Source organism: Paenibacillus sp. FSL H8-0079 (genome assembly GCF_037991315.1).
In the GTDB taxonomy this organism is placed as follows: Bacteria; Bacillota; Bacilli; order Paenibacillales; family Paenibacillaceae; genus Paenibacillus.
Window position 1 is genome coordinate 6,631,500 of the sequence record NZ_CP150300.1, and the last position, 22,355, is coordinate 6,653,854.

Below are 22,355 nucleotides of genomic sequence, written 5' to 3' on the forward strand. Positions count from 1 at the left end.
TTAAGAGGAACGCTCATTCACCCGATAGGATGTGTTTTCGTTTTAATATTATAAGATTTAAATAAGTTCTACATTATGAAGCTTTTGCTGCAACAGCTTTTTCAATTAATGCTTTTGCATCGTTAGTAGTAAGACCTTGTTTAGGTTGAAGCAATCTTTTATCTGTTCCACCAAGAATACCTTTGTCAATCAGTTTCGCCATAGGCTTAATTGCATAGACAGATACGGATTTACCATCTTCGAAACTAGCAATAATCGTAGCAGCGTCTTTATCAGTCGCTTGATCTTTTACCAATTTAGCAAGAATGGTAGCAGCTTCTTCACGTGTGATATCCCGATCAGGATAGAAGTTACCACCGTAGCCCTGAATGAATCCAGCATGCGTAGCTTCAGCAATCGCATCTGCGTATGCAGCATTAGCCGCAACATCCTTGAATGTAGCTGCTGTTGTTACATCGTTTAGTTTCAACATGTCAACCAGAGCACTTACAAATTCAGCACGAGAAATAATTTCTGTAGTTTCAGGTGTTTCTGTTGGTTCGATAGATGCAGCCATGTTTGTGATACGTCCTTCATTTGTAGCTTCGATGCTACCGCCTTTATATGTTTCGACAATGTACTCGTAGAATACATCCAGATCAATAGGACCTGCCAAGGATGATTTAGCATCCAGCAGCACTTTGTAGCTGTCCCCACCTGCGGCCATGAAGTTGTTAACTACAGCCGTATATGTTTTTGCAGGATCCATTGGTGTTCCATCTTCCAGACTAAGACCAGTAATACGTTCTGCAACTGGCTTACTGAAATCTGTAGTATATTTCAAACCAGCAATTTGGAGTGTTTTGGTGTTTGGTGTACCGTCAGCGTTGGTACCCCACTGTTGCTGCAACAAGGTTTTAACCTGTTCGCCAGTCAGCTCCAATTTCACAAGAGTATTTCCGAACGGTTGGATTTTGGCAAGATCAGCAAAAGTCACATCGCCTTGTGGCAGATCTGCACGAATACCACCTGGATTCATAAATGCAAAATCAGCAGCGTTTGCTTTATCACCAAAGTCTGCTTGACGCATTGCATCTGCAATCAGGTTACCTAGAGGGGCTTCGTTATTGTAGGCATCTGTACGAGTAACAGAACCATCCGTTGTACCTACTGGTTTTGTTAACTCAGGATGCTTGTCCAATGATTTTTTGATAATAGCCAACGTCTCAGGGTCTTCTTTTACACCCTCTTGGAAAGTCGTTGTAACGGTAGCTGATTTTTCAGTTACATCCCCAGTTACAGGGTCAATCATCAGTTTGATATCTTCAAATGCCGTACCATAGGAATAAGCTTGAACGATCAACTTTCCATTCACTTCACCGTTGGCCAAAGCATGATTGTCACCTGCAACGATAACGTCAACAGGGGAATCCGCCGGCAAAGCTTTTGCCAAGTCAGCCGCTTCTCCAGTAGTTACGCCTTCTTTGGTGGTTGCCGGATCATGAGCCAACACGATGATCGTTTCTACACCCTTATCTTGCAATTCTTTTGCATATTTATTAACGGCTTCCACTTCTTCTTCTACGCTTAAGAAGCGTACGCCAGCTGTACCCGATGGGGATACTTTAGCGGGTGTAGACTTCGTCACTAGTCCGATGAATCCGATTTTGACTCCGCCCACTTCTTTGATCACATAGGGCTGAATCAATGTTTTTCCCGTAGCCGTTTCAATGACGTTTGCATTGACGTAATCAAATTTCGCACCTGCATGCGTTACCTTACCTTCCTTTGGATCAAGGCCACCAAAGATCTGTGCCTTCAAAGCAGCCACACCTTGGTCAAATTCATGATTACCCAAGGACCCTACATCAAATCCCATCATATTCATCCATTCCATGGTAGGCTCGTCACGATCAAGAGATGATACTGGTGCCGAAGCACCAACAGAGTCTCCATTATGGAAGAGTAGGGAATGTTCATATTTTGCTTGAGCTTCTTTCAGATAGGTTGCTAGAATTGGAGCCGTTCCTGCCTTTTTATCACCCACGATGGATGTGGTATCTAACTGACCGTGGAAATCATTAATTCCAATCAAGTGTACTTCTACATCGTTGCCTGCGGCAGAGGCAGAACCTGCTGCACCAAATAGTTGCGTGAGTAATAGTGCAGTAGTAGCGATACGTATCGTGCTTTTGCCCAGAACTTTTTTCCAAGACATAAAATATAAAACCCCTCTCCAATTTTAGATCCTGAGATATTTTACCATAGTTCAATTCATAAAAATCGTAAAATATATAAAATAGATGTAAAAAAGTTGGGAGATTGATAGAGAAGATGCAGACGAGAGGGTATGACGCATGTCTGCTACTAAAGAGCAAGCACATACGTGGCTCCCATATCCTAAAAACACACATCCCATTACATAATATGTATCAAAACTTTTCACACTTTCTATTAAAAGAAGGTGACCGGTAGGAGTATTTAAATCTTAGTTCCCGTCTTTTCTACTTTTGGAGTAGCGGGACCAGTAACAGTGGGGCAATTTCATTAAAGTTTGAACCACAATACGGGAAACCTATCATCTATAAATATGCTACTAAGTGGACGTTAAGATCAAGATCAGATAGAGAGCCGCGTGATGTGCAGCTCTTTTTGTTCTCCAAGTAATCTGATAGTTTAATCATTAACAGGGAGAGGTCCATTAGCATTAAATGACACTTTCGAATTTCTAATTGCTCTCCAATATTTCAGGGGTAACTAATTCTTATTTCGTTTGTTAACTTCAATCGCAATGAATTCCGGCAAATAATTGGGAGTACAGCCCTTTGATACCATTTCACCTTTATAAAGGCCCGTTATCTCACCTAGTTTAATACAACGTGCACGATACTTTTCATCAAAAATGCCTATCCAGGCTGCGGTGAAATTCATAGCCCATTGAACTTCCGGTTCCTCCTTCGTAATGTTAGCTTCTATTGTAGATAGTAAGTCTTCTTTGTTATCAGGCGGCGTTTGCCCAGTCCATCTCAATCGCGCTTGATAATACCAGAAAACTCGCCTTTGAAGAACAGAAGGGCTATTTTCCCATGACTCTATCAATGCAATTGTCTTCTTGTCTTTGGTGAGCTGATTAGCCATTAACCAATCCATCAAGTTATTTCGCTCATCAAAAGTGTGCGTCTGCATATCCTCATCCAGCCTATTTAGCACTTCTTGTGAAAGAAGTTTTTTATCCATAATTAAGATTGCTAATAGTCTGGGTAAAAACGCTTCGGTTGACCAAAGTTCCATCGCTAGTTTGTGATCTTTTTTTATGTCCTTGGCGATTTTTCGTAAGTCGCCTAGCTTAGTTTTACTATTGATCTGTTGTAGAATGTTTTCTGCGTTTGAAGAGAATTTCATTTCTGTACTTTTATTATTATTCATTTGATACAACTCCTTTATTAAAGCGCTATTTCATAATTGTCCTGGGTGCAATATATCAATAACTTAATTTCGTTATAAGTATTATTGCATCTATTCTCCCATACCAATCCTTCTCGCAGCAAGATAAGCTTATTTTCATATATTGACAATTAAATGTGTTAGACTACTAAAAGAAGAATTGCCGATCTATACTAAACGTCGTTAGAAAGGAAACCACATGAATAGTTCCTTGAAGCAACGAATGAAATCATTATTAGCACCAGCGTTCCCCGGTGGAATCATAACCATTCTTATATTTTATCTTGATTACTTCCAATTCGAACTTGTTGAAAAGTTTCTACTTTTTGCGGCTTTCGTCATTGTACCTCTTGTGATTCTACTTTTGAACCATGACGCAAAGAATAAACATCAACGACTGATTTATGCCGCTATGAAATGGCTTCAATTTCCCGCCGCGCTTCTTACCCTGGCCTCGGTAATGAGTAGTAAGATGTGGGGGTTAGAAAGTACGGAAATTCCAGGGATTCTTTCTCTTGGATGGCTACTGTTCACACTGTTGCTCGGCATCTATGGCTTGACCACGATTGTGATTTCTAAAGGAAAAGCAGCGGAAATAGCGATTGGCGCTGGGCTCATTTACTTTTTTATCGGGGGCATTTGGTTTACCTTATATCAATCTCAATTGAACCTTTTCCAAGCTAATCCTGCAACGCACGCATTAAGCTCGGTTCACTTTCATTTTTCATCTGCGATCGTGCCGATTTTTATTGGTGCACTGGGACGCATCATGACGAAGAAAAGCTGGTATCCCTGGGTTGTTGCCATTGATATCATCGGACCAATCTTGATTGCTATTGGTATGATTTTCTCCAAGCCAATTGAATATATTGGTGTCACTCTGTTCGCCTGCAATATTGTGGTTTACACCGCTTATCTCCTGGCTTATTTGAGGAAAAACGCTTTGGATATAAAGGCAGCCTTCTTCTTGGGCCTTTCTTGCCTAGCCTTTTACACGGTTGTTATCATTTCCATCTTCTATCCGTTACTGAAAAATATGTACTCCTTAACCATACTCAATTTTATTCCCATTTATGGATCGTTGCATGCGTTTGGTTTTGTCTTATGTGGACTAATTGGTTGGGTGTTTATGGTCGACTTCATTAAGGAAAAGACTAGCCAATCGGCTTCATAGGAGTAGTTTAGTCAGGTTCGTGCTATAATAGTGATCACATAAATAACATTCATCATTCTGCCGAGATGGCGATGATTAAGGAGATTGAATTTTGACGAACAACCATGATACTGGAGCAGTGAACGAACTACCGGAAAACTTTGAAGAGCTCAAACGAGCGGCTAATCGGACGTCAAGCTGGAAAGACAGACTAAATGCGGTGAATGAATTGGGGAACTGGGATACAGCCACTACCATTAAGTTGCTACAGCATGTTTTGAAAAATGATCAAGTGTTCCAGGTGCGTGAAGCCGCATATTCCAAGCTGAAGCAGTTGGATGAAGATGTTCAAATGCCTGCCAAAAACAAAGGCGAGCTGTTTAAAGGTACTAACAAAATTTTGCTGCGAATCAAAAAAAGCCTTCCTGAAGGTCACACATTTGAGGAATTCAAGGAAAAACTGCAAAAGACACGTCTGGATCTCTATGATACTTACGAGGGCGACAAAGATGCTGAATTCGACTCCTGGCTCCATGGAATTTGGGAGACACTAGGCAGAAGATAACCGCCGTTCACCGTATAATAGTTGAATACCAAGCCACTCCATCAATGGAGTGGCTTCTTTATTTCTTCAGCGTCACCTCCATCAGATGTGGGGTTATTTTTTCTCTAAAAAAGTCACCACTGCAAACTGATCTGACAAAAAAACGCCCTGTCTACTGATTCTTAAAAATCAGTAAACAAAGCGCAAGTTAGAGCCTAAATTCAATTTCACATGTACATTCCTGTACGATGCAAAGTTGTGTACTATAAGATTTACTCTGGTATATAAGGAAGATCCAATGTCTTCGGAACGTTGATGACATGTTTTTCTGTATATGTGCGGATACCTTCCGCGCCATATTCACGGCCAATACCAGATTGCTTGAAGCCACCGAAAGGAAAGCGAACGTCGAGCCCCTGCACAGCAGCGGTATTGATCATTGTCGTTCCAGCTTCGAGTTGACGTGCGACGGAGATGGCATCCTCTTCTTTCCCCCACACAGAACTCGTCAATCCATATATGCTTTCATTGTGTAGATGAATAACCTGCTCTTCATCGTCAAATGGCAGAATCGGAACCGTAGGACCAAACTGTTCCTCCACCACAATCGGATCATGAACATCGCAACCCAAAACAAGTGTAGGTTGTAAGAAGTAACCTTGCTCAAACAGCTTCTGATCCAGAATTTTCCCAAGAGGAATGACTTTAGCCCCGCGCTTTTGCGCATCTTCCACCAAACCAAGCACATAATCCTTCTGCTTCAGGTTATTAACCGGGCCTACCGTCGTATTTGAATCAAAGGGATCACCAATTCGAATCCAGCGATTTGCCGCCTCTATATATTTTTCCACAAACTCATCATAAATAGAACGGTGTACATACACACGTTTGGCGATCATACAGATCTGTCCTGTTGTCAGAAAATTAGAAATGACAATCCGGCGCATTGCTCGCTCATCATGAACATCAAAGCTTTCCAAGAAAATCGCCGCATCATTGCCACCAAGCTCAAGCGTCATATCCTTAATCGTTTCCGAAGCCGCTTTGATAATATGCTTAGCGGTCGCGGTTCCACCTGTGAAAGCGATCTTTGTCACATGAGGATTCGTGGTCAGTTCAACGCCAACATCCGCATCACCATGAACGACATTGATCACACCAGCCGGGAACTCACTCGCAATTATCTCTGCAACCTTCGCTGCCGCCAGTGGCGCATATGGACTTGGTTTAAGCACAATCGTGTTGCCCGCAAGTAAGGCAGGAGCAATCTTAATCGTAGATAAAGCAATGGGATAGTTCCATGGACTAATCGCTGCCACCACACCAATTGGATCATAGGAAAGAATGGTTTTACCATTCTCATGCTCTTTGATCTCTTCCTGTAGAGCCGATTTGGCTTCATTACAAGCAAACTCCATCCACATTAACGAAACATAAATTTCACCGTGTGCATCATACAGGGGCTTGCCATGCTCTCTGGACAGCAAATGTACAATTTCATTCTCAGAAGCTCTAATCTTCTCGATCGCCTTGCGCATCATCATAATGCGTTCATCAATGGAGGTCTGCTTCCATGTTTTAAAAGCTCCCGCCGCCGCTTCAATCGCTTCAACCGCTTGTTCTTTCGTAGTGACAGGGAAATAGCCTACGATCTCAGTTGGGTTTGTCGGATTCTCTTTTGCTACCTGCGAAAGGGATTTTACATTCTGACCATTAATGAACGCTTCAACTATAATTGTCTCTTGGTCTGCTTGGATCGTCATTTTGAATCCCCTCCGTTATTTAGATGGATTAATTCCAAACTTCTTCTGCAATTTCCTTCACATAACGAAGTTTACGCCATTGTTGTTCTTCCGTTAAAATATTGCCTTCTTCTGTAGACGAAAAGCCACATTGTGGGCTCAAACAAAGTTGCTCAAGTGGTACATAGGTTGCCGCCTCCGCAATCCGAGCTTTAATGTTTTCTTTATCCTCTAACTCGCCTGTTTTCGATGTGAGTAAACCAAGCACGATTTTCAAATCTTTTCGATTCACATATTTTAATGGCTCGAAACCACCTGAACGCTCATCATCAAATTCTAAAAATAATCCATCTACCTTTAAACCTCCAAAGATAATTTCAGAAGCGTACTCGTAACCACCCGTTGAGAAATAGTTCGATTTATAGTTACCACGACAAATATGCATCGTCACAACTAAATCTGCCGGTTTATGAGCCAAAGATTCATTAATCATTCGCTGCATCGTTTTCAACTCTTCCGCCGGTTTCAGACCTTTAGCACGTAGCTTATCGTGACCAGCGTCTGAGAATAGGTCTGCCCAAGCTGTATCATCTAATTGCAGATATCGACATCCCGCATCATAGAACGCTTGAATTGCTTTTTGATACGCCGCAATCGTATCCTGAAGGAATTGCTCTCGGTCCGTATAGATATTAGCGTCATTTTCCAATCGATATAGAAGCATGTTGGGACTTGGAATGGTCTGTTTCGCCACAGCGTCACCTGCATGCTTTTTCAAAAACTCAAAATCCTCAACAAAGGGATGACTCGAGAAATCGACTTTACCAACAACACGAATCCCACCCTTGCGCGTTTGCATATTGTGGAATTTTGGTCCATCTATTTGCTCATACAACTCTACGCCATCCAAGCCGCCCAGAAAATCAAAATGCCACCAGCTTCTACGGAATTCACCATCCGTAACTGCCAATACGCCATTTTCCTTTTGCTTTTCAATAATTCGAATAATCTCTTTATCTTCCACAGCTCTTAATTCTTCATATGTGATGTTACCTGATTTATATTGTTCACGTGCCTGACTTAAATCTGCAGGACGTAGAAAGCTACCTACATGATCATTACGAAATGGTATCATAACTATTTCTCCTTCTAACTTTTTAGTCTAATGAGTATAGCATGATGAAAAGGAATGCTTGTTATATGAAAAAAGCATGGCTAGTCATAGCTTTTAACAATAGCTAAAAGACGTTAATATGCAAAAATCCACAACCTCATATGGTAGTGGATTTAGGGTGGAGCAAAGTGCAGTGGTCATGATGATAATCTCATTATGTTTAATATTACTACTATTTATGATAGGGTTCACCGTATCGGTTGAAGAGCGAAAGTTGAAATTAAAATTAAAACATTAGGTATCTTTTAATTTTATATGAAAAAATACACTTTTAGTCAATTTGGTACTTTTTTAATTTAAATAGTTAAAAAATCCTAGGGAGGATTTTCTATATTTATGTCGAAAATAATCCATATTACCTAAATATGGAGGTCTGCCAGATGTTAAGCGTTGAAACTGAGTTCGAAGAACTAATTAATGACATTGTAAGTACAACTAAAGACTATAAGAATGGAAAAGTTATGAATGCAAAACATGTAACAAAATGGATTGAGCAATTCCATCCAGATATTCGTTTGACAATTTTACAAGAAATGAGCCACATTCTGAAGAAACACTACGTTTCTAAGAAAGCTACAGCTGATTTCATGGAAAAACTCCTAAATAAACATGAAATTGTTGGTGACTTTATTACCAACCACTCTACTGTACATTTTTTAGATATCCAAAGAAATGGACAAAGTCAGAAAGACTTATTGGAACTACTTGCTGAAGTAATGGAAGATAAATTTGATATCAAACTTTCAGTTTGTGGCCTACAGCCAAAAACATACGTATATTTTGATGATTGTATTTTTTCTGGAAATACACTGCTTCGTGATATGGAAATATGGGTTAATCAAAATCAAATCAAAAATGTCACTGTACATTTTGTTTCTCTAGCAATGTATAATGGTAGTCGTAAGTATCTAGACGATAAACTTAAAGAATTATTTAAAGACAAAAATGTGAAATTTGAAATTTGGAGAATACATGAGTTTGGTAATAAGGCTTGGGAGAAAGTAAACTATCAGTGCTTATGGCCTACCGAACCCACAGTTAAAGATGAGCATGTACAAAATTTTCAAACATATATTGAGGAGCTGCGCAAAGAAAATGGACGTCAAAATAAATTTCCTCTTTTTCGTCCAGCAGACCAGTTTACGGCAGAAGCCCTATTTACAACTAAAGAAGCACGTGAAGTGGTAGAACAAGCTTTCCTTAAGCATGGTTCACACATTTTCTCATTCAGAAATAACGATAGTTTCAAACCTATGGGATACTCATATTTTTTAAGCACAGGATTTGGCTCCTTATTTGTAACCTATCGTAACGTTGCAAATAATAGTCCTCTTGTACTATGGTGGGGAGATCCTACGCAGGGTTATCCTCTTAACCAATGGTATCCTCTTTTCCCTAGGAGTGTTAATCAGTAAGGAATTGGAGGACTGATTCTCTTGTCCACGCATGAAATAAAAATATACTCTAGAGAGACTTCAATTGTTTTCAAAAAAACTAAGGAACCATTTGGCACTATGTCCAACATGGCTCCTGGTTTTCCACTACTAATCAATGGAGTTAAGATTTTAACATCTGAGGCATTATATCAAGCTTGCCGATTCCCCCACAAACCCGACGTTCAAAGGGAAATCATAAAACAAATTAGCCCTATGACTGCAAAAATGAAGAGCAAACCACATCGGAATGAGTCAAGGCAAGATTGGTTTGAAGCAAGAATTTCTATAATGCGATGGTGTTTGAGATTGAAGTTGTACCAAAATTGGTTTAAATTTTCAGAGGAATTAAAAAATACAAAAGGACTACCCATAGTAGAGGAGTCGCATAAAGATTCTTTTTGGGGAGCAATCCCTGATGAAGATAATAATAATTTATTTGGTACGAATGCTTTAGGCAGATTACTCATGGAATTAAGAGAAGAAGCAATACATGCAGATTACGAAATTGCATTGGTTAATCCGCCTAATATAGATAATTTCCTTTTGTATGGAAAACCAATAGGAACAATAAAATGTATCTTGAACAAAAATATAATGACGCATGAATATAAAAAGCCTAAGTTTGAGGTTGAGCAAACATTTTTATTTGATGATTGAATACCAGTTAATTGTTATTGCTAAAATAGACTTACTACATTGTTTTTAATTCCTCTAAACAAAAACAAATTAACTATTCCCTTTAACTTTAGGGAATAGTTAATTTGTCCGAACATTATATTGATAAATCATACGACTATGCCTTGGCCAAAAACGCTCTTTTTTTATTTCTTATCAGTTGGCAGATTCTCTAGTTTTCGAGTCCAACTTATCTTTTATACTCACAATATTCCCAGAATAAGATACTTCTGTTTTTAAATATCCTTCTTCTAATCCAAGTAGTTCCTCTACTTCTTCACGAAGTAAGCTCAATCCATATTGTTGCGATAGTTTCTGCATAAATGTATCCCCGGATATATAATCATTCTCAATTAATAGCTCTACAGCTTGCTTCATAGAAACTGGATCTCTTAAGTCTTTGACATCATCTAAGGGTTCTTTAGTTCTCCAACCTTTGTTACTTATAGAACGTTGCATATACTGATAAGTACCTTCATTTATAGCACCAAGTTTATAAGCACGCATAACCATTGCACCGATAGAGACAGACCACTTTTTCTTAAGCAACTTATAATACATAAGATCATTTGGATGAATGGACACATCTCTTAGAAAACTTTCCTTAGGTAGAAGAAACGCTGCTGCAAAATCATTTGCTTCTTGCTCTATCTGTTTAAACTCTTCCTTACTCAAATCATCAATATTTAAATACGGGTCATGAAGGACTTTATGACCTAATTCATGAGCTACATCGAATTGGCGTCTGTAAAAAGACTTCTTATCATTCCCCAAAACAATTGAATAATATTGTTTCCCATTTACAACATGTTGTGAACCGAAAGCATCAATTGACTTTTTACCTAACATTAATGATGAAATCACAAACCCTTTGGTCTCAAGCAAGTAAATAATATCCTTTATTGGCTTATCTTCAAGAGACCACGCTTCTCTGACCTTTTCAGCAATTTCTTCAACTCTTTCAGTATCCTGATCTGAGAAATCAGGTACATCGAGTTCAGGAAAATCTACGTATTCTTCAAGCAAAGCACGGATAATTGTTAGATATTTGACACGATCATAATGCATTTCTCTTTCTTTTTTTCCTGTACTCAGTAACGATCGAAAATATGTGCTGCCTGTTTTAACTTCAACAGAGGTCTCATAGAAATACTCTTTAGGAAACTTCAATATCCTAGTCAGGGTCAGCAAGGCATCTAGATTAGGAACTGCCTTGTCATTTTCATATTTTGAAATCATCTGCTTACTAACACCTAATTCGGCCGCTAAATCTGTAATTGTTAAGCCACGGTAAATTCTACCCTCCCTTAACCTTGAACCATTAAACTGTCTTTGAATCATTGAAAAATTCCTCCTTATATTGAGGAATGTTAGCTGTTATTTTCCTCTTTTTTATTCGCTTTATCCAGTTTTTTTGTCGGAATTTGTTGATCGAACTGTTCCTTGAGTTTCTTTACCGACTGTTTGACTTTTGGTATAACCTCCATGTCACCCTTATTCTCCTCTGGAGTAATAGTCAAATCACTATAATCATCCATAGTCACATACATAGACCAATTCACTTTATCAATTAGCTCAAAATAACGATTGAATAAACGTGCTTCTACTCCAACCATTTTTTTCTCAACTTCTTGAGCTACTACAAATATTACTTGATTCACTAAAGGATATTTCTCGCCAAGTATCTTCTGTACTTCCATAAGTCTCTTAGTTTCGTAATCCTCAGTTAAAGTAGTACCAAACAAAGATAACTGTTTCTCCTCAAATTCCAAAGGTCCGCTGTTTATAGAAACAAAAGCATGAAAATAATGAATCTTATCCTTACCAAAGTTTTTTATCACTTTTTCCAAATTTTTTTCTTTTGAAAAGATGTATAGACTTCCTGTATCAGTATCTAAAACACAAATGAAAGTCCAGATGCCTCTTCTTTTTGTAACAACAGCCATATTATTACTTAGAGCCGCTTGTTTTATACGATTAAACCGTATATCCCATGCTCCCCCATTCTTAAAATTCCCAGTTTCCATGTCGTACTCTTGCTTTATTTCACTGATAACACCTTCTGTACTTTCAGTAAAAGATTTAACTAATAATTCAGCTTGCTCACCTTGCAATCCTACTTGATTTAGCATTATCACTCCACCTCCAAAGCACATACAGATTTATTTAATCTTAATGATACTACAAAATTTAATAAAAAGTAAACCATAAAGTACATATTATATAAAAATACATTATCCATACTTGTTATTCGAACATACATACAACGAATATATAGCTTCAGCAATCACTGTAAACGAATTAACGGTTTAACAATAATAGATGATGAAATACAAGTCCACAAAAAAGAGCGACCCATACATCAAGTGCGGGTCGCCCTAACATTTGAGGAAGGAGAAACAGTAAACCCTTTTTACGACGGTACAGATTTATTCGTAACCATAGGTGAGGACAACATCCAATTTACGTTGGAAAAAGACTGGGCTGATTGGCCTCCAGCTATTGAAGGAAGTCCTAATGAGTTCGCGCTGGGCTGGGTTTCGGAACTGGCTGTATCATTCTATGTTTCAGCAGAAGCTCTTTCAGTAGCCGAAGCTAACAACCATCCACGCTATAGTAATAACCCACAAAGTAACAGCCATCAGGAGGAATCAGAAAAATGATCGACCTGACATCTGATATGCAGTTCACTACCTTAATCCAAACCAATGCACTTCCTACAGACTGTATTACTTTCATCCACGATTACATGCATCAACTTCGCAATGCACATGAAGAAGAAGCCTTCCCTTCACCCGGTCAATGGTACTTCATCCTGGAAACTACCGATCGCTCACTCCCATCCAACTCGACGGAGCTGCCTTCTCCTGTTCGGCGGGTACGTATTACCCCGAATACATCGAACAATACACTTGTAACAATCAATACACTTTCATAGGTGAATTATCCCTTTTTATATAAATAAATTGCGCTTGCAAACATGCATCATCTTTACCAAACAAGCCACAGAGCCACGTTTCTTATTTTGTACGTACCCGCACTTTTCTCATATACTAGGCTAAAGATTTATAAACTCTTTGCCTATTGAGAACGGTATCGGCAAACAGAAGAAGTTAGCGCCATTGCCATCAATTCACCAAAACCACAACGTCTAGGATTGAATCTAGCGTACTAATAAATGACTTTAATGAGTATGTAATAAGATATGCCGACACTTTTTATTCCTATCATATCGAATTATGTAAATAAAAAGGATTATTTGTATTGTTTTGTAGAATGTATATACAATATACCACAAAGTATTGTATAAAATAAGAAGCGCTTAAATAACTGGGTTATAATCCAAAATTTAATAAAATAAGTTATTTGGAGGAACTCTTCTGTGAAATTTAAGAAAATCATTGCATCTACTTTAGCTGCGGGAATTTTAATGGGGGCTTTATCTGTTCCAGTAACAGTTATGGCTAGCCCAGCTCCTTTGAAAACCGTTTCTGTATCAAGTTCTACACTAAATGGAAGTAGTGTTTCAACAATACCTTACAACAAAGTTTCAAACACAGGTATTGTAGTTCCAACTGCACAGAATAATGGAGATGTAAGTACTCAAAATCTCATTTCTAACGTTATAAAAAAGGCTATAACTGGTGCACTCCGCTACGGTGGGGACTATTTAGGTAAGCTTCTTTCAAAGCTGAGCCCTTCAGCTGGCAACTATGTAATAAAATATTCCGGAAAAATCGCTGACTTCTTGGATTCTATTACAAATTGGCAAGAAAATATTATTGCATCCGGACTTGTAGGTATCGGAGTACCACCAGCAGAAGCATATGAAATTGCAAAATACATCGTTTGGCTAGCAGGACTCTAAAATTACTTAAAATTGAATCAAAATATACTTCATTAGAGGTATATTTTGATTCAAAAAAATACCGCAACTAAGAAATGGAATAAGGAGAAAACATGAACTCAACACATTGGCTTGTCATACTTGTAATATTTATCATTATGTTACTCGCTCTAAATCTAATAATTAATTACACTAGCCGTAAAGATAAGGAAAATCCACCTTCTTTGAAGGTAAAGATATGGCTAGTTCCAGTGCTGGCTTCTTTAATCATCTTGCCTGTAGCCATTTTCACTACACTGTATAGTATGTTTTTCTATAATTTCGGAAAAGCTAGTGGCTTTATATATTTTAATCAATTTGGAGATATCATTGTTTTTTCCGTACTTATTATTATTGGCTTTCTTATTTTTGAAACTCTAATTCATCCAATTATCGTTACTGTCTTAAATTACGGATTGAAGAGACAGGTATCTGTATATACTCGTAACTCTATTACACTTATTATGGACAGCTTAATTATTTACATTTTAGCTTCTAGCTTTAATGGTATTTATATCTTAGATTACTGGTCTGCTCTCTCAATATCAGTTTTCTATCATATTATAGATTGGGGATTAACGCTGATTTTCAAATTTGGTAAAAAGTTAAACAGAAAGAAATAATTTAAGTATTTAATAAATTCAAAACATTCTTAGAATAATCTGATGATGGTCCTCTTTTAAAAGCAGGAGAATACATTTCAGTTTATTGCTAAAACCAAAATTTAGCCATACTGATTATTAACCTAAATTTCATACAATTCTCATTCTGAGTTTGGACGTGCCTGATATAGCTTTGCGGCTCTCTTTATCGCATCAAACTTTTCTCACATTGTATAAATCTATAAGCATCGAATCATGCACTTTCCCCCTATAACCTCCCCTATCAGAAAATCAAATCACTATATCAGGTATTCAGTTATCTCCTATCGCATAGCCGAATGCGAAAAATAACTATATTATCTTTTCTGACCACACCTGCAGTCATGCCCTCGTATCCAGCTGTAAAAACTTCTCTTACCCCCACAGTGATCTTTTCATTTAACATGCTCTCGTCTGCCGAATTTACCTTTATATAATCGATAATGATCTCAGAGTATAGTTGGCTTCCGTTGCTAATTCCAGTTAAATCATACTATTACTTGCAGTTCACGAAGATATGTGATACCTGAGCCGAGCATTGAACCCAATACCAATATGCATGGTATCATTCACACGCACATATTAGATCTATTTGAAAACATCCATATTATAATTAGAATATAGTGTAAATTTGTAATAAACAAAGTTTCATTTTTATATCATACCTTTGAATAATAATGATGGAGGTATAAATAGATGAAAAAATCGCACAGAAAACTCTAATCACTCTAAGCAGTAGTCTGAAGGGATTCAGCGAGACTTTTGGTCTCTGCGTTATTAAATGTAATCGCAACTCCCCACCAATAAGGATTACTAAACACAAACGGTGTAACAATTTGAATACCACTACTATTAACTTGCCCATTGATGGCAGCATTTAAGTTTTTTACTCCAATGGAGAATTGATTGTAAATTTCTTCATCTATAACTTCTTTTGCAGCTGGATCAAGGTGATATAAGTTATCCGAACCTTTGTTTATGTAAGGCGCCATTGCTTCCGCAGAATCAAAAATCTTCTTAGAAAACTCTTCTTCGCCTAATACCATTGTCTTCTTAGTAACATTGAAATCACTATTTGGAAGTTCAATCGAAGGTGAAGGAGTAGCTGCCGAAGCAGATACGACTGGCGCCAAAGATGAAATAGCCAAAATAATACAAAGAGCAGCGGATATTATTCTTACCTTTTTATTCAAATTTATTCCTCCTAAAGTATATTTATGTTACATTTTGTGTTCTAAATCAAAATACACAGAATATAAACCACATTTTGTTAAAAATCTATTTTATGTAATTTATAACATGTAAATGTAATAATAATAGAGTCACCATTACACTCAATTCAGAAGACATCCATTCCTATAGTTCGGGAATAGGATGATACTCGGGAGTTACTGCACTACTCAAATTAACGCTCTAAGCCAAAAGGGAAAGCGTTTATCCCATATTAGGACGGCACAGAATTTGTTGTAACAAGGGGTGAAGACAACATCCAATTTACGCTGGAAAAAGATTGGGTAGATGGACCTCCAACTATCGAAGGAAGTCCCATTGAGTTCGCGCTGGGTTGGGTATCAGAGCTAGCTGAACCATTCTATGTTTCACCCGAAGCACTTGCAGCAGCCGAGGCTAACAACCATCCAAGTTATAGTAATAACCAACCGTCCGCAGGAGTAGTACATCCGAGTAATCTTCTCGCCATCCTTCCACCGATTGACTGTGCGGCTGGCGGTCTTAATGTATTAACTCATTCCTCATACTTCGAAAGCTTATAGCCATTTCTTTAACAGTACTTAAGCGATCTTCAATATTTGCATCTAAACCTTTAAAATTAATACTCAGTTCTCAAATATGAAAGAAGCATCAGCTTTATTCGATGACTATTACGAGGGTATTGATAATGTAAGGTGGGATTTGCGAACTATGAAGTGCGACATGAAATTTACGCACTCACTCAGATGGTGATTTTTTTACTTTGTGGAAAGAAACATGGAAATGGAATCTATAGTAAGAGTCAAGCGGTTAATGAATTTTTGCATAGCTTGTACACTCAAGTACTCACTAATTTCATCTACTGCAATACCCATAATATCGACCCCCAATGTTTACTTTGAAGACAGAAAAGACTCCCCCTTTGCATGGAAAAGCTCCTAATTATGTGCCGAGCACTATAAAAAACTTGTAATATTAGGACAGCCCGGTACAACCAGACGCCACATCACTAACCATTGTTGCCCATACAGTTTCACACGTAACAATCAGAATATGAAACAATTTAAATCTTGTATTTATCACGGGCACTTCCCCCTTAATTTGGCTTTTGCAATTTACTTTATCAATGAGGTAGCGCATAGCAACAAGCAAGACAACAGAAACAATGGTTATCGGTGGTAGGGATTCGAACCCTAACAGTACTGCCACTCTCCTAATATTACGAGTATTTTTCATAATATCGGCAATAAAGTATATCGTCAAGATATATCCTTGTCAATCCGAAATTTCGCCCTATTTGTGGTACGGTTCCCCCCGATTTATCTTCACCGCGCGATAAATCTGCTCCACCAGGACCAGCCGCATAAGCTGATGCGGCAGGGTCATGCGCCCGAAGCTCAAGCGCTGCTTCGCGCGGCGCAATACCTCATCGGAGAGCCCATGGCTTCCTCCGATGACAAACACGACATGGCTCGTCCCATACGTGCCGAGCTTGTCGATCTCCATTGCCAGCTCTTCGGAACTCCAGAGTTGGCCATCCAAAGCGAGCGCGACGACATGCGCCTCGCTCTTCACATGCGCGAGGATGCGTTCGCCCTCGCGCTCTTTCACCGCCCGAACCTCAGCTTCGCTCAGGGTATCGGGCGCCTTTTCGTCTGCGACCTCGATCATCTGAAACTTGATGTACGGGGCGAGCCGCTTGGCATATTCCTGAATGCCCAGCGTGAGATACTTTTCCTTCAATTTGCCTACGCCAATAATCTGAATAAACATAACAATCCATTCCTCCTAAATTATCTTACTTGCGCAATATTCTATAAGTAAGATGCTTCATCGCATCGTTCGTTCCAACTGTAGTATACCTATACTACACATTTCTCCAAATTCTAACGAACCACACACACCTTATTCAGCCTCATTTCGGCTCCTTTAAAATCTAACGAATCTGAAACACGCTATCCCAGTCAAAATGAACACTTCCCACCTCTCTTGAGGCCATTTCAGTAATATAACGTGTCTACGATTCGTTAGATTTCAACCAGGCGGTATTTGCCACGAATAAGCCCCGTCAGGTTCGTTAGAGTTACTCGGCCGGTCCCTACCCACATCGCTGCCCACAAACACAAAAAGAGCGCTCATCACGCTCTCCTTGGCTTCTTGCTGTGATGTTCATACCGGATGGAAAGTCAGCCTGAAGCACCACCTTAAGTCACGCCTCCAGCCATCTAAGTCCTACAGTACGCTAAACGACGAGGAATTCCGCGTGCTGTTCGCACTCAGCGCACTTCGCAGGCGGGTCCCAGTCGGCAAATTCCGTCTCCTTCAGATCAACGATATCTGGAGCGTCCTCATACTCATCAACAAACATGTCGATGGCAATGTCCACGTGTTCTTTGCATACAACGTACATCCGTTATGCATCCTTTCTGTAACCAGCTATGTTCCCGATTCACAACCGCGTATCCCATTACAGGATAGCCACTTCTCAGTTCTATCACACCTGCCACCGAAAAGAAACCCCCAGCCCTAATTTATCGTGCCCAACCTACACCAAACCTCTCCATTCGCCGTAAAAGAACACAAAAAGCATCCCTTCCAGATACCTCCACGGTACCCTGAAAAGAATGCTCCTTAATCCATGCTCTTTACTTCAATCCCGACTGCGCCTTCGTCAACAGCTTCCCGCCTTGAAAAGCAATAACGGCATTGGCACCATTGCCGGCTGTGCCTTTATAGTTGTAAACAACCATGTTCTCCGCTTCACTCAGCGCTTCACCTTCGCCGCCAAGGATCTCAATGACATCTTCTACCGACATGCCAACCTCAAGCTTCTCATACTGGGCAAATGTAATCAGCACCCCATCGCCTTTCCCGGCCGATCCGTTGTTTCCCGATACTACAGGTGTTTGACCACCTGCTTCACCTACCGCAATCACATTTGTACTCAGCTCACTCAACTTGGCCTCAAGCTCTGCGATCTTTTGCTCCTGCTCACTGCTCTTGGCTCCCTGCTCCACCAGTTTCTTCTCAAGTCCTGCAATCTTCTCTTGCAGAGCACTTGTATCTACAGCAGCTCCTGTTGTAACTACCTCAGATCCACAGGCAGATAGCATAAACAGGGACAGCGCCAAGCTCGTTCCCCCAAGCATCTTTTTCCTCAACCGTTTCATTGTAAATACCCCTTCCAATGTGAAATAAAATCAGATCGACAAACAGATGTTATTTGCATCAGCGACCGTCTCCAACATATTGACAACAGTTTACCACAGCCCGAGTCTGATGTATCTGCTCCTTTGGCTCCGGGTCTAACTGATCATAGGAACATTAAAATGGTTAATCTACTCATTTACTGTCGAACGAACTCGTCCACCCATAGCATAATACTGAACCAACAACTAAAAAAGAGTGGTCAGTTGATCTGATCACTCTTCTAGCATTCCCTATTTCAATCCACGCAACAGTAAAGGCTCGCTTGTTGAACTTCCCTTACTCCGGTTTATCCGTCAGCTTCACCGATACCTTCTCAGCTTTGCCATCCCGGTAGAAAGTCACTTCAATTGTATCCCCAATCTTCTTCTGATCGTACAGATACTTCCGCAGATCCAGCGTCGAGGTAATTTTTTGTCCGTCAAATTCCGTAATGACATCATTCAGCTTCATGCCCGCTTCGGATGCCGGACCGGACGCTTCCAGCACAACCACACCGCTATCCACGTGAGATGGCAACTTCAGATCCTTACGCTGCTCGTCATCCAGTGGTGCATAAGGGTTACTCAGATCCACCGTGTACACGCCCAGATATGGACGAGATACTTTGCCGTTTAGTAGCAGGGAATCGACCGTTCTCATCACTTCATTCATCGGAATGGCGAAGCCGAGACCTTCGACGCCCGTATCCGAGATCTTCATCGTATTGATGCCGACCACTTTACCGTTCAGATCGACCAAAGCACCACCGCTATTACCTTCATTAATCGCCGCATCCGTCTGGATCACGTTTTGCTCCCAGTCGTACACCCCGTCCTGATTAATCGATACAGGCAGGATACGATCCGTGTAACTGACAATACCGGATGTCAGCGTACCACCCAGACCGAGCGGGTTACCGATCGCTAGCACCGTTTGACCGCGTTGAAGTTTGCTGGAATCGCCGATCTCCGCCACTGCACCCAGCCCTTTGTCTTCTGCAGATAGTACAGCTATGTCACTCACACGGTCTTTACCGACCAGCTTCGCTTTATGAGTCTCCCCGTCCACGGTCACAATCTCCAGATCACTCGCACCCTCCACCACATGGTGGTTAGTCATGATGTAGGCCTTGCCATCTTCCTTCTTGAAAATGACCCCTGAGCCCAGCGCCGAATCTTCCATCGACAGACTGCTACCCGTTTTATGGTTCACAATGCTCACCACCGAAGGACGAACATGGGCTGCCGCTTGAATAATCCGGTCGTATGGATCAGCTGCCTGTGCTGTCTGTGCACCGCCTCCACCACCGTTGCCTGTAGCATTCGCCAGCGGTAATGAAGCGGGCTGTGTAATGAAGCTAAACAGCGTGACGGTCACGATGGAACTGATCACCGAGCTGATCACGGCTACCTTGACTGTGGAACTGATTCCCGTACGCGATCTGCGCGGATTGCTCCAGCGGTCGCGTCCACGTGCCCTGCCTCCAGGGCGGATGATCTGAAGTTTGCCTTTCTGTTCAGGTTCGGCGCGTCTTGATACTTTGGTTGAATAAAAATCGTCTCCAAACAATCCCATCGTGATCCTCTCCCCTTCGTTGTCACGCATCAAGACCCTGACTGCCGCCTAAGTTGTCGCATGGATCAACGATGGAGTTCTCACATACACCACTCCGCCAACAGATGAACCTTCCGATCGCTGTTACTCACAAATTTTTTTGATCCCCTCTTCCAAGGTGAAAATTTGTTCCTAAAGGCGAACACTCTGTTTCTTCAGGTTTCTTCTGTCGTCTTCGTTACGTGAAGACTCCAACGCTTTCCCATGCTTTTTTGCATTTTTATAAAATGGTCTTGCATATCGCCGCATCCCGGCATCAACTCAGGATACAGCGTCTATGTACAACAGAACGGACACGCCATTCTGTAAGTGACTCTATCAATCATGCTCTCGCATTCTATGACATGCCATTTCACACGCAAAACAGCCAAAATCACAATGCTCCTCATATACTAAACACGCCAAATCACAAAAAGTTGCATAATTACGAAAATTAACGCAAATTTCCGCTATAACGCGTTTAACAATAAAGGTCCATACTATCTATCACCACAAAAACCGGTTCGCTAAGCGTCGTTTTGGCCATTTTGAAGAAACTTTTTCACCCTTACATGGTCACAGGTTCAGCATACACGCCTTATCACACAAATGTTAGCGGCAAAAAGAGGAATGTTTTCCACTCATCCTGACTACAATAATAGTAAAAGACAATTCGAAGCTTCATAGAGGAGGATGTAACATGGATCGCACACGTACACTCACAGCCATGGATGAAGTTCATATGGCGGCCAAGCTGGCCGATCTCAAGGATGAACACTATCGCAATACCCTTGCACTCAGTACCATCATCGAACTGCTTATTGATAAAGGCATCCTAACCCGTGAGGAAGTCGAGCGCAAAGCCGCCGAACTGGACAGCTTTATGGCTCACCCACCCTATCCCATGGCGTAGGACGGTCGTAATACGTATCACAGAGTTTGAACTCATGATCCTGATAAAAGCAACCACGGCTCTCCATCGCGTCGCGCACGGTCATTTTCGCCAAGTCCATCATATTATGATCCCGGCTAAGATGTGCCAGATACGTGCGCTTGATGCGTCCATTCATCAGTTCACTAAGCGCTGCACCTGCTGCTTCGTTCGACAAATGCCCAATGTCGCTCAAAATCCGGCGCTTGGTGTTCCACGGATAACGCCCCATACGCAGCAATTCGACATCATGGTTCGCCTCCAGCACCAGCACGTCAGAATCGGAGATGGCATCGCGAACCTTGTCGCTCATGTACCCTAGATCCGTTGCAACAGACAGCTTCTCACTGCCGTCATCGAACGTATACCCTACAGGCTCAGCCGCATCATGCGAGATCCCGAAGGACTCCACGCGCAGTGACCCAAAATCATGCTTTTCACCTGTTTCAAATACCCTCCGGTTTTCCTCTGGAATCGCCCCAACTGACTTCTCCAGGGCCGCCCACGTATTCAGATTCGCATAGATTGGTAAATTATATTTCCGAGACATCGCGCCTAGTCCTTTAATGTGATCGGAATGTTCATGTGTAACCAGAATCCCGTCCAGTTCTGCCCCAGAAATCTCCCTTTCCTGAAACAGTGCATCCAATCGCTTCGCACTCAGACCCGCGTCTATCATGAGAGAGGTACCCCCATGTTGTATGACCGTGGCATTGCCTGTCGAACCGCTGGATAACACGGTAAAATATATCCCCATAA

Annotated in this window: 21 protein-coding genes; 9 read left to right on the plus strand and 12 right to left on the minus strand. The window is 40.7% G+C overall.

Translation table 11 applies throughout. The features are described from left to right. Positions 1-73: 73 nt before the first annotated feature. Together MHI06_RS29455 and MHI06_RS29460 are read right to left on the minus strand one after the other, a co-directional pair. Entirely contained in the window at positions 74-2,197 is a 2,124-nt protein-coding gene (locus MHI06_RS29455; RefSeq protein ID WP_340399996.1) for a 5'-nucleotidase C-terminal domain-containing protein, read from the minus strand. A 539-nt stretch (positions 2,198-2,736) separates the two neighbouring features. Continuing rightward, positions 2,737-3,405: a DNA alkylation repair protein gene (locus MHI06_RS29460; protein ID WP_340399997.1), complete on the minus strand. Its 669-nt coding sequence runs from the start codon at positions 3,403-3,405 to the stop codon at positions 2,737-2,739. A gap of 217 nt (positions 3,406-3,622) precedes the next feature. On the opposite strand from MHI06_RS29460, the gene MHI06_RS29465 reads away from it, so the two are divergent. Together MHI06_RS29465 and MHI06_RS29470 are read left to right on the plus strand one after the other, a co-directional pair. Then, complete coding sequence (locus tag MHI06_RS29465; RefSeq protein ID WP_340399998.1) at positions 3,623-4,597, plus strand: YndJ family transporter; 975 nt, start codon at positions 3,623-3,625, stop codon at positions 4,595-4,597. Between the two features lie 91 nt (positions 4,598-4,688). Next, positions 4,689-5,141: a HEAT repeat domain-containing protein gene (locus MHI06_RS29470; protein ID WP_340399999.1), complete on the plus strand. Its 453-nt coding sequence runs from the start codon at positions 4,689-4,691 to the stop codon at positions 5,139-5,141. A 251-nt stretch (positions 5,142-5,392) separates the two neighbouring features. Here MHI06_RS29470 and MHI06_RS29475 read toward each other — a convergent pair whose 3' ends face one another. Then, positions 5,393-6,883, minus strand: a complete 1,491-nt coding sequence (locus tag MHI06_RS29475) for an aldehyde dehydrogenase family protein (RefSeq protein WP_340400000.1) — start codon at positions 6,881-6,883, stop codon at positions 5,393-5,395. Between the two features lie 28 nt (positions 6,884-6,911). Beyond that, a complete protein-coding gene (locus tag MHI06_RS29480) occupies positions 6,912-7,997 on the minus strand; it encodes a 5-methyltetrahydropteroyltriglutamate--homocysteine S-methyltransferase (protein WP_340400002.1) in 1,086 nt (361 codons plus the stop codon). 419 nt (positions 7,998-8,416) lie between these two features. On the opposite strand from MHI06_RS29480, the gene MHI06_RS29485 reads away from it, so the two are divergent. Both MHI06_RS29485 and MHI06_RS29490 read left to right on the plus strand, forming a co-directional pair. Then, complete coding sequence (locus MHI06_RS29485; protein ID WP_340400003.1) at positions 8,417-9,451, plus strand: hypothetical protein; 1,035 nt, start codon at positions 8,417-8,419, stop codon at positions 9,449-9,451. Positions 9,452-9,472: 21 nt separating this feature from the next. Next, complete coding sequence (locus tag MHI06_RS29490; RefSeq protein ID WP_340400004.1) at positions 9,473-10,129, plus strand: NADAR family protein; 657 nt, start codon at positions 9,473-9,475, stop codon at positions 10,127-10,129. 174 nt (positions 10,130-10,303) lie between these two features. On the opposite strand, the gene MHI06_RS29495 is transcribed toward MHI06_RS29490, so the two are convergent. Further along, a complete protein-coding gene (locus MHI06_RS29495) occupies positions 10,304-11,488 on the minus strand; it encodes an XRE family transcriptional regulator (RefSeq protein WP_340400005.1) in 1,185 nt (394 codons plus the stop codon). Between the two features lie 29 nt (positions 11,489-11,517). Beyond that, on the minus strand, positions 11,518-12,279 hold the full coding sequence (locus MHI06_RS29500; protein ID WP_340400006.1) for a DUF5986 family protein: 762 nt from the start codon (positions 12,277-12,279) through the stop codon (positions 11,518-11,520). Positions 12,280-12,615: 336 nt separating this feature from the next. Between MHI06_RS29500 and MHI06_RS29505 the strand changes: the two genes are divergently transcribed. The 4 genes from MHI06_RS29505 (at position 12,616) to MHI06_RS29520 (ending at position 14,656) form a co-directional block, all read left to right on the plus strand. After that, on the plus strand, positions 12,616-12,810 hold the full coding sequence (locus MHI06_RS29505; protein ID WP_340400007.1) for a hypothetical protein: 195 nt from the start codon (positions 12,616-12,618) through the stop codon (positions 12,808-12,810). Continuing rightward, a complete protein-coding gene (locus MHI06_RS29510; RefSeq protein WP_340400008.1) occupies positions 12,807-13,085 on the plus strand; it encodes a hypothetical protein in 279 nt (92 codons plus the stop codon). Before MHI06_RS29505 ends, MHI06_RS29510 begins: the two co-directional genes overlap by 4 nt. Before the next feature lie 444 nt (positions 13,086-13,529). Continuing rightward, positions 13,530-14,015, plus strand: a complete 486-nt coding sequence (locus MHI06_RS29515) for a hypothetical protein (RefSeq protein ID WP_340400010.1) — start codon at positions 13,530-13,532, stop codon at positions 14,013-14,015. Between the two features lie 92 nt (positions 14,016-14,107). Further along, positions 14,108-14,656 (plus strand): hypothetical protein, encoded by a 549-nt coding sequence (locus tag MHI06_RS29520; RefSeq protein ID WP_340400011.1) that lies wholly within the window; start codon positions 14,108-14,110, stop codon positions 14,654-14,656. Between the two features lie 746 nt (positions 14,657-15,402). On the opposite strand, the gene MHI06_RS29525 is transcribed toward MHI06_RS29520, so the two are convergent. The 5 genes from MHI06_RS29525 to MHI06_RS29545 form a co-directional block, all read right to left on the minus strand. Continuing rightward, positions 15,403-15,867: a hypothetical protein gene (locus tag MHI06_RS29525; protein ID WP_340400012.1), complete on the minus strand. Its 465-nt coding sequence runs from the start codon at positions 15,865-15,867 to the stop codon at positions 15,403-15,405. A gap of 1,309 nt (positions 15,868-17,176) precedes the next feature. Continuing rightward, positions 17,177-17,656, minus strand: a complete 480-nt coding sequence (gene rlmH, locus MHI06_RS29530; RefSeq protein ID WP_339298685.1) for a 23S rRNA (pseudouridine(1915)-N(3))-methyltransferase RlmH — start codon at positions 17,654-17,656, stop codon at positions 17,177-17,179. Between the two features lie 469 nt (positions 17,657-18,125). Next, positions 18,126-18,293, minus strand: a complete 168-nt coding sequence (locus MHI06_RS29535; protein WP_017691462.1) for a CxxH/CxxC protein — start codon at positions 18,291-18,293, stop codon at positions 18,126-18,128. 235 nt (positions 18,294-18,528) lie between these two features. Then, positions 18,529-19,053: a hypothetical protein gene (locus tag MHI06_RS29540; protein WP_340400013.1), complete on the minus strand. Its 525-nt coding sequence runs from the start codon at positions 19,051-19,053 to the stop codon at positions 18,529-18,531. 316 nt (positions 19,054-19,369) lie between these two features. Then, positions 19,370-20,647 (minus strand): trypsin-like peptidase domain-containing protein, encoded by a 1,278-nt coding sequence (locus MHI06_RS29545; protein WP_340400014.1) that lies wholly within the window; start codon positions 20,645-20,647, stop codon positions 19,370-19,372. Between the two features lie 718 nt (positions 20,648-21,365). On the opposite strand from MHI06_RS29545, the gene MHI06_RS29550 reads away from it, so the two are divergent. Then, positions 21,366-21,578: a hypothetical protein gene (locus MHI06_RS29550; protein ID WP_017691458.1), complete on the plus strand. Its 213-nt coding sequence runs from the start codon at positions 21,366-21,368 to the stop codon at positions 21,576-21,578. Here the strand turns inward: MHI06_RS29550 and MHI06_RS29555 are convergent. Further along, positions 21,547-22,353 (minus strand): MBL fold metallo-hydrolase, encoded by an 807-nt coding sequence (locus MHI06_RS29555; RefSeq protein ID WP_169482647.1) that lies wholly within the window; start codon positions 22,351-22,353, stop codon positions 21,547-21,549. The genes MHI06_RS29550 and MHI06_RS29555 overlap by 32 nt on opposite strands. Between the last annotated feature and the right edge of the window lie 2 nt (positions 22,354-22,355).